Source organism: Occallatibacter sp., assembly GCF_036502485.1.
GTDB lineage: Bacteria > Acidobacteriota > Terriglobia > Terriglobales > Acidobacteriaceae > Telmatobacter.
In genome coordinates this window covers 1-8,099 of the sequence record NZ_DASXYM010000017.1, presented here as the reverse complement: position 1 = coordinate 8,099, position 8,099 = coordinate 1, and the positions used below count along the sequence as shown (strand labels likewise).

The window sequence follows — 8,099 nt, the reverse complement described above, 5'->3', positions numbered from 1 at the left end:
GTAAACACTTCGCGCACGCGATGTCCCGGCGCTTTAGGCGCCGCCATCCCCACGTCAATGCCTTCTGCCGGCGTGATGGTCTTGAAGTGGATGTTGAATCCATGCGCAAACAACAGCAGCTTGCCCGCCCCCAGGTTCGGCGCAATCTCGTCTGCATACAGCTTGGCCGCGGTCTGGTCGGGCACCAGCACCATCACCACATCAGCCCACCGGGTGGCTTCAGCCACCGTGCCAACCTCAAGCCCGGCCTTCTGCGCCTTGGCAATCGATTTGGATCCGGCCGCCAGACCCACCTTCACCTGGACACCCGAATCCTTCAGGTTGAGAGCATGCGCATGCCCCTGCGAGCCGTAGCCAATGATGGCCACCTTCTTGGCCTGGATGAGGGAAAGGTCTGCATCGTGATCGTAATAAGTTGTCGCCATTCTTTTCGCTTCTTCCTTTGTTAGTGCGATGTTTTTTCTTCGAATCTTCGTCCCTGCCGAGTGAACCCCGAACCCCGAACCCTGGGTTACTCCGGCTCCACCACCGCGCCCTCTACGGCCTGCAGCGTGTGACTTGCGGCATCGTCCGTTTCAGGCTCGGCCGCCGCGCCCAGCGCCTTCAGAACCCGGCTGGTGTGATGCCCGCGGCGCATCGTCATCTTGCCGCTGCGGCAAACCTCCAATATCTGATTATCGCCGTCCGCCAGCACCTGGATGAGTCCTTCAATCTTGCTCTCTACGCCCGTCATTTCGATCATCAGCGATTCCGGCGCCAGATCCACAATCCGTGCCCGGAATACTTCAACGAGTTCGAAAATCGGCGAGCGCGTGTCCTTCGTCGCCGCCACCTTGATCAGCGCCAGCTCGCGCGTCACCGCCGGCGCACCCGCAATGTCATCCACATCCAGCACGTTCTCCAGCTTGAACATGCTGGCGCGGATGCGATCACCCGCCTCTGCCGACGCCTCGCACACAATCGTCATCCGCGACAATCCCGGCCGCTCGCTGCGCCCCACCGTCAACGAAATGATGTTGATGTTCAGCCTGCGAAACAGTGACGCCACCCGCGTCAACACGCCCGGCTTGTCTTCCACGTACGAAACAAACGTATGAATCATAAAAGCCTCTAGCTTCTAGCCTCTCGCTACCAGCTCCTTTTCGGCCTGTCTAACATGTCTGGCACCGTTGCAGCTTGCAATCGCCAATGGACAGGCTGGGAGCTGGCAGCTAGAAGCTGTTCTTACTTATCGTCTGCCGATTCCACCAGCGGGTTTCCCCCCGGCCGCCGAATCATCTCATGCAGCGCACTGCCCGCGGGAATCATCGGGTACACCGAATCTTCCTTCTCCACCAGGAAATTCAGCAGAAACGCGCCCTCATGCGACCGAGCCTCCGCAACCGCGCTCTCCACCTCGCCCCGCGTCCTCACCGCACGCCCGGCAATTCCATGCGCATCCGCCAGCTTCACAAAGTCCGGGCTCACCAGCGGCGTTGACTCGTAGTTCTTCTCATAAAAGAACTCCTGCCATTGCCGCACCATGCCCAGATAGCCGTTATTAATAATGGCGATGTGGATCTTCAGCTTCTCCTGCGCAATCGTAGCCAGCTCCGGTGAGGTCATCTGGAACCCTCCATCGCCGGCAATCACCCACACTTCTTTGTCCGGGCATGCCACCTTCGCGCCAATCGCCGCCGGCAGCGCGAATCCCATCGTTCCCAATCCGCCTGATGTAATCAGTGTCCGCGGATGCTCGTGATGGAAGTACTGCGCCTCCCACATCTGGTGCTGTCCCACGTCGGTCACCACAATGGCGTTGCCGCCCGTGATCCGCCACAAATCATGCATCACATGCGCCGCATACAAGTGTCCGGAGTCCGGCAGGTTCTTGATGTCGCGCACCGTAACTGCGCCCTTGCTTGAATCAATCGTCTTGAGCCACGCGGCCCCATCGCGGCCGCCCTGTCCCCGCGAGCTTACCCGCGGAAGCAGCTGCTCCAGCACCTCGGCCAGATCGCCCACCAGCGCAATATCCACCTTGATGTTCTTGTTGATCTCCGCCGGATCCACTTCGATATGAATCTTCTTCGCCTTCAGCGCGTACGTGCTCGGCGTACCGATTACGCGATCGTCAAAACGCATCCCGCACGCAATCAGCAAATCGGCTTCCTGGATCGCTTGATTCACCCACGACTCCCCATGCATGCCCATCATACCCAGGTTCAGCGGATGCGAGGCAGGGAAGCCGCCCAGCCCCAGCAGCGTCAGCGCCACCGGAATCTGCGCGCGTTCCGCCAATGAACGAAGCTGCTCCATCGCGCCCGACTGGATCACCCCATGCCCTGCAAGAATCACCGGCCGCTTCGCATTGCGAATCATGCTCGCTGCTTCCGCAAGCCCACTCTCCTCCACGCGCAGCATCGGATGCGGGCGATACGGCGCTGGCTTGGCAGCGTCGAAATCAAACAGAGCCGTCGCCTGCTGCGCATCTTTCGTGATGTCCACCAGCACCGGCCCCGGCCGTCCTGACTTGGCAATCTGGAACGCCAACCGCAGCGCCGGCGCCAGTTCCTCAGCCTTGCTCACCAGAAAATTGTGCTTCGTCACCGGCAGCGTCACACCCGTGATGTCTACTTCCTGGAACGCATCGGTCCCCAGCACCTTGCTCGATACCTGCCCCGTCACGCACACCATCGGAATCGAATCCAGCATCGCCGTCGCAATGCCCGTCACAAGATTCGTCGCGCCCGGCCCGCTCGTCGCAACGGCTACTCCCACCTTGCCCGTCGCCCGCGCGTATCCGTCCGCCATGTGCGCCGCGCCCTGCTCGTGCCGCACCAGAATGTGCCGGATCGGAAATTTGCGCAGCGCGTCGTACGCCGGCAGAATCGCGCCACCCGGATAGCCGAAGACATCCGTAACACCCTCACCGACCAGAGTGGCCCAAAGAATCTCCGAGCCCGTCAATCGTGTGGGCGTGGTGATGTAACCGTTGGGGGAAGGTGTGTTGGCGTTGGTGTCCATTGGCTCTCCTTATCGAGTTAGTGCCATCTGCCTGAGTTCTGCATTCAACTAATCTGAATTCAACTAATCTGCATACAACTACAACTGTCGTCCTGAGAGCAGCGAAGGATCTGTGGTTGCTTTGAACATCAGGTTCATCACTTATCCCGCCAATGCATCGTGTGCGGCAATCGCTAGACAGATGGCGACCATTCCCGCGCCGACTGCGAAGGCAACCAGAAACTCCAATCGTCGTCGCTTTCTCGCAGCTGGATTCGCGACGAGAACAGGCTTCCAGCTCCAACCATCCGCAAAGAACTGGATGACGCGCGCGACAATCCAGCCTCCCCCGACGGAGATCAGAACGAGTTGCCAAAAAGCGCTGTTCGTCAGCATTGATCCTCAAAAGGTCACTGCACCCTTGCTTGCGCTCCCTACGGTGTTCACATACTTGCGGAACACCCCCTGCGGCCAGCGCAGCGCCGGAGGCGTAAAACCCTTCAACCGTTCCGCCATCTCTTCTTCACTGATTTCCAGCGTCAGCGTGCGGTTCGGAATATCGAAGCGAATCATGTCTCCCTCGCGCACCGCGGCAATTGGACCGCCCACAAACGCTTCCGGCGCAACATGCCCAGCCGTGAATCCGCGCGTTGCTCCCGAGAACCGCCCATCCGTCAGCAGCGCCACCGTGTGGCTCAGATCCGGATGCCCGCTCACCGCCGCCGTCACCTGCAGCATTTCGCGCATGCCCGGCCCGCCCTTCGGCCCTTCATAGCGAATCACCAGCACATCGCCCGGCTTGATCTTGTCGCCCTGCACTGCCGCGAAGCAATCGTCCTCGCACTCAAACACCCGCGCCGGCCCGCGATGTTCCACGCGATCCGCTGCCGCAATCTTCATCACGCAGCCTTCCGGCGCAAGATTTCCCTTGAGGATCACCAGTCCGCCCGTCGGCTTGATAGGACTCTCAAACGTCTTGATCACCACCTGCCCCGCCGTCTCCACCGCCAGCGCGGCCTCTTCGGCCAGCGTCCTGCCACTGATCGTCAGCGTCGATCCATCCGCGTGGCCCGCATCAATCAGCCGCTTCGCCAGCAGCCGCGATCCGCCCGCCTCCTGGAAATGCGAAGCCATGTACTTACCCGCCGGCACCAGGTCGCAGATAAACGGCGTCTTCTTGCTGATCGCGTCAAACTCATCCACCGAGAGATCGACGCCGATCTCCTTCGCAATCGCAATCAGGTGCAGTACCGCGTTGGTCGAACCTCCGCTCGCCGCTACACTCGCAATGGTATTTTCGAGCGCGGTCCGCGTAATAATCTGCGACGGCCGGCGATTGGCGCGCACCGCTTCCATCAGCATCCGTCCCGCCTCGCGCGTCGCTTCAAACTTGTCCTTCGCGGTCGCCGGAACACCGGAAAGATGCATCGGCGAAATCCCCAGCATCTCCCCACTCATGGCCATCGTGTTCGCCGTGAACTGCCCGCCGCACGCGCCCGCGCCAGGACACGCATTCGCCTCCAGCATCTCCAGCCCCGCGTCGTCAATCTTGCCCGCCGCGTACGCGCCAATGCCTTCAAACACATTCTGAATCGTGATGTCGATCTTCTTGCCTTCAGGGCCGTCCACCCTGCCCGGCGCAATCGACCCGCCGTAGAGCATCATCCCTGGTATGTCCAGCCGGCACAGCGCCATGATGATGCCCGGCATGTTCTTGTCGCATCCGCCAATGCCTACAAGCCCATCGAACAGATTGCCGCGCGCCACCAGTTCGATGGAATCCGCAATCACCTCGCGCGACACCAGCGACGCCTTCATGCCCTGCGTCCCCATCGTGATCCCGTCCGAGATCGTGATGGTGTTGAACTCCATCGGCGTGCCGCCCGCCTCGCGAATGCCTTCCTTCAGCGCTTCAGCCAACTCGCGCAAATGCACATTGCAGGTGCCGATCTCCGTCCACGTGTTGGCGATTCCGATAATCGGCTTGTGCAGATCGTCCTTGGCAAAACCCGCGCCACGCAGATACGAACGCGCGGCCGCGCGGCTGGGACCCTCAGTCAACGGAATACTCTGGCGCTTGCCTTCTACTGTCATCCTCGCGATAACCCTTTCAAAAAATACTTCGTCATCCTGAGCGAAGCGAAGAACCCGCTTCACCTTTTCATTCGCTTCTTACCCGGACAACAACTTGTCATCCTGAGCGCAGCGAATTGTCATCCTGAGCGCAGCGAAATGGAAGAACTCGCTGTTCCGTCGCACTACCTCACTTCGGCTGCAGCCACCCAGCCCCATCATGCTGCTTCTCAAACTTGTCCAGCTCGTCCGCATGCCGCAGCGTCAGCCCAATGTCATCCAGCCCTTCCAGCAGGCAATACCGCCGGAACGGATCGACTTCAAAGCTGGCCGAAAAACCCTGCCCGTCCGTCACCGTCTGATCTTCCAGCGACACCGTCAGCGTGTAGCCCGGCACCGTCTCTGCCTTCTGCAACAACTCGGCCACCTGCTCCTCGCTCAGCTTCACCAGCAGGATTCCGTTCTTCCCCGCATTCGAGAAGAAGATGTCCGCAAACGTCGGCGCAATCACGCAGCGAAATCCAAAATCGCTCAGCGCCCACGCCGCATGCTCGCGGCTCGATCCGCATCCAAAGTTCTTGCCCGCCGCCAGAATCTTTGCGTTCTCGAAGCGCGGATCGTTCAGCACAAACTCCTTCACGGGCTCTCCCTCCGGCGTCTGCCGCCAGTCAAAGAAAAGGAAGTCGCCATAACCCGTGCGCTCAATGCGCTTCAAAAACTGCTTGGGAATAATCTGGTCGGTATCCACATTGGTGCGATCGAGAGGCGCCACCAGCGCTGTCAAAGTCTTGAACGGTTCCATTAAGCGTTAACCTCCTCGCGCACTTCCCAGTTCCTGATATCCACAAAATGCCCGGCAATCGCCGCCCCCGCCGCCATCTCCGGCGATACAAGATGCGTGCGTCCGCCGCGCCCCTGCCGCCCTTCGAAATTCCTGTTCGAAGTCGACGCGCACCGCTCGCCCGGCGAGAGAATATCCGGGTTCATGCCCAGGCACATCGAGCAGCCCGGTTCCCGCCAGTCAAACCCGGCTTCCTTGAAAATCTTGTCCAGGCCTTCCTGCTCGGCCTGCGCCTTCACCTGCTGCGAGCCCGGCACCACCATCGCATGCACGTGCGTCGAAACCTTGTGCCCCGCAGCAATCTTCGCCGCCGCCCGCAGATCCTCAATGCGCCCGTTGGTGCACGATCCGATGAACACGCGATCGATCGAGACGTCCTCGAACTTCGTGCCCGCCTTCAGGCCCATATATTCCAGCGCCCGCTCAAACGACTTGCGGTCCTGTTCGTTCTCCACCTTCGCGGGATCGGGCACCGCTGTCGTCACCGGCGCAACCATCCCGGGGTTCGTGCCCCAGCTCACATACGGAACCAGCGTCCCCGCATCAATCGTCAGCTCGCGATCGAACGTCGCCCCCTCATCCGTCGGCAGCTTGCTCCACTCCGCAACCGCACCCTTCCAGGCCTCTCCCTTGGGACTGAATCTGCGGCCTTCCAAATAGGCAAACGTCGTCTCATCGGGAGCGATCATGCCAGCGCGCGCACCGGCTTCAATGCTCATGTTGCAGATCGTCATGCGGCCTTCCATTGAAAGCGCCCGGATGGCCGAGCCCGCATACTCAATCACGCAGCCCGTCGCGCCGTCGGTGCCAATCTTCCCGATGATGGCTAGAATGATGTCCTTCGCCGTGACGCCCGTCGGCAAAACGCCCTCAACAGAAATCCTGAACGTCTTCGGCTTCCCCTGCGGCAGCGTCTGTGTAGCCAGCACGTGCTCCACTTCGCTCGTGCCGATGCCAAACGCCAGCGCCCCAAACGCACCGTGCGTCGAAGTATGCGAGTCGCCGCACACAATCGTCATGCCCGGCTTGGTAATCCCCAGCTCCGGCCCGATCACGTGCACAATGCCTTGCTCGCGCGAGTTCACGTCGTAAAGCTCCACGCCAAACTCCGCGCAGTTCTTGCGCAGCGTGGCAATCTGCGTGGCCGCAATCTGGTCCACAATGTTCAGCCGGCCCTCAATCGTGGTTGGCACGTTGTGATCCACCGTGGCCACCGTGCGATCCGGCCGCCGTACCTTGCGCCCTGCTAGCCGAAGACCTTCAAACGCCTGCGGGGAAGTCACTTCGTGAACCAACTGCAAATCGATGTAAAGCAGCGTCGGCTCGCCCTTCGGCTCCGCCACAACGTGCTGCTCCCAAACCTTTTCGAATAGCGTTTTTGGAGTACCCATGTTGACCTCGTAATCCTCTTTTGCTGCCGGCATTCGCCCTGCTACACCAGCGTGTCGCGCTTGGCCAGGATCTGCTTCAGCGTCTCGCGCACCTGACCCCCCATCGCCGTCGTTGACATCAAACTGTAACCTTGCGGATTGGTCCCGCGGATCAGGTCAGCCGTGCGCCCGCCATTCTCCAGCACCCTGCGGACAGCCACCTCCACTGCATGCGCCTCATTCTCCAGCCCCGCGGAGTGCCGCAGAATCAGCGCCCCCGTCAGGATCGCGCCCAGAGGATTCGCCAGCCCCTTGCCTGCAATATCGGGTGCCGATCCGTGCACCGGCTCATACAGATTCACCTTGCCGCCAATCGTCGCAGAAGGCAGCATCCCCAGCGATCCCGTAATCACCGCCGACTCATCCGACAAAATATCGCCGAACAGATTCTCCGTGAGCACCACATCGTAGTTGCGCGGCTGATTCATCAGGTGCATCGCCATCGCATCCACGTACTGGTGCTCCAGCGTCACATCCGGAAACTCCGCCGCAATTTCATTCACCGTGGCGCGCCACAGTTGCGACACCTCCAGCACATTCGCCTTGTCCACGCTGGTCAGCTTCTTCCGCCGTCCCTGCGCCAGCTTGAACGCGATCCGCGCCACGCGCGCCACCTCGCCCTTCGTGTAGCGCATCGTGTTCCAGCTCTCGCCCGTGTCACGATTCCACTCCCGCGGCTTGCCGAAATACAGGCCGCCCAGCAGCTCGCGCACAAACAAAACATCGGCGCCGTCAATAATCTCCGGCCGCAGCGGCGAGTTCACCGCCAG

8 protein-coding genes are annotated in these 8,099 nt (G+C 60.8%); all 8 read right to left on the bottom strand.

Going from position 1 to position 8,099, the window contains the following annotated elements; all coding sequences use genetic code 11:
• Window positions 1-425 (bottom strand): NAD(P)-binding domain-containing protein (locus VGL22_RS03045; protein WP_465265403.1); only part of this gene is annotated, 425 nt, incomplete at its 3' end.
• 86 nt (window positions 426-511) lie between these two features.
• Complete coding sequence (gene ilvN, locus VGL22_RS03040) at window positions 512-1,102, bottom strand: acetolactate synthase small subunit (protein WP_465265402.1); 591 nt, start codon at window positions 1,100-1,102, stop codon at window positions 512-514.
• Between the two features lie 122 nt (window positions 1,103-1,224).
• The gene (ilvB, locus tag VGL22_RS03035) at window positions 1,225-3,006 is read right to left on the bottom strand and encodes a biosynthetic-type acetolactate synthase large subunit (RefSeq protein WP_465265401.1); all 1,782 of its coding nucleotides are present in this window, start codon (window positions 3,004-3,006) and stop codon (window positions 1,225-1,227) included.
• Window positions 3,007-3,147: 141 nt separating this feature from the next.
• On the bottom strand, window positions 3,148-3,381 hold the full coding sequence (locus VGL22_RS03030) for a hypothetical protein (protein WP_465265400.1): 234 nt from the start codon (window positions 3,379-3,381) through the stop codon (window positions 3,148-3,150).
• 6 nt (window positions 3,382-3,387) lie between these two features.
• A complete protein-coding gene (gene ilvD / locus VGL22_RS03025; RefSeq protein WP_465265399.1) occupies window positions 3,388-5,079 on the bottom strand; it encodes a dihydroxy-acid dehydratase in 1,692 nt (563 codons plus the stop codon).
• Between the two features lie 169 nt (window positions 5,080-5,248).
• Window positions 5,249-5,860, bottom strand: a complete 612-nt coding sequence (gene leuD, locus VGL22_RS03020; RefSeq protein ID WP_465265398.1) for a 3-isopropylmalate dehydratase small subunit — start codon at window positions 5,858-5,860, stop codon at window positions 5,249-5,251.
• Window positions 5,860-7,290 (bottom strand): 3-isopropylmalate dehydratase large subunit, encoded by a 1,431-nt coding sequence (leuC, locus tag VGL22_RS03015; RefSeq protein WP_465265404.1) that lies wholly within the window; start codon window positions 7,288-7,290, stop codon window positions 5,860-5,862. The genes leuD and leuC overlap by 1 nt, the downstream gene beginning before the upstream one ends.
• 41 nt (window positions 7,291-7,331) lie before the next feature.
• A partial coding sequence (locus VGL22_RS03010) for an isocitrate/isopropylmalate family dehydrogenase (RefSeq protein ID WP_465265397.1) occupies window positions 7,332-8,099 on the bottom strand: 768 nt, incomplete at its 5' end.

Bases quoted from the DNA above. Each gene is read 5' to 3' on its own strand.
- ilvD (WP_465265399.1), bottom strand. From the start codon at position 5,079: ATGACAGTAGAAGGCAAGCGCCAGAGTATTCCGTTGACTGAGGGTCCC.
- VGL22_RS03030 (WP_465265400.1), bottom strand. From the start codon at position 3,381: ATGCTGACGAACAGCGCTTTTTGGCAACTCGTTCTGATCTCCGTCGGG.
- ilvB (WP_465265401.1), bottom strand. From the start codon at position 3,006: ATGGACACCAACGCCAACACACCTTCCCCCAACGGTTACATCACCACG.
- leuD (WP_465265398.1), bottom strand. From the start codon at position 5,860: ATGGAACCGTTCAAGACTTTGACAGCGCTGGTGGCGCCTCTCGATCGC.
- ilvN (WP_465265402.1), bottom strand. From the start codon at position 1,102: ATGATTCATACGTTTGTTTCGTACGTGGAAGACAAGCCGGGCGTGTTG.
- leuC (WP_465265404.1), bottom strand. From the start codon at position 7,290: ATGGGTACTCCAAAAACGCTATTCGAAAAGGTTTGGGAGCAGCACGTT.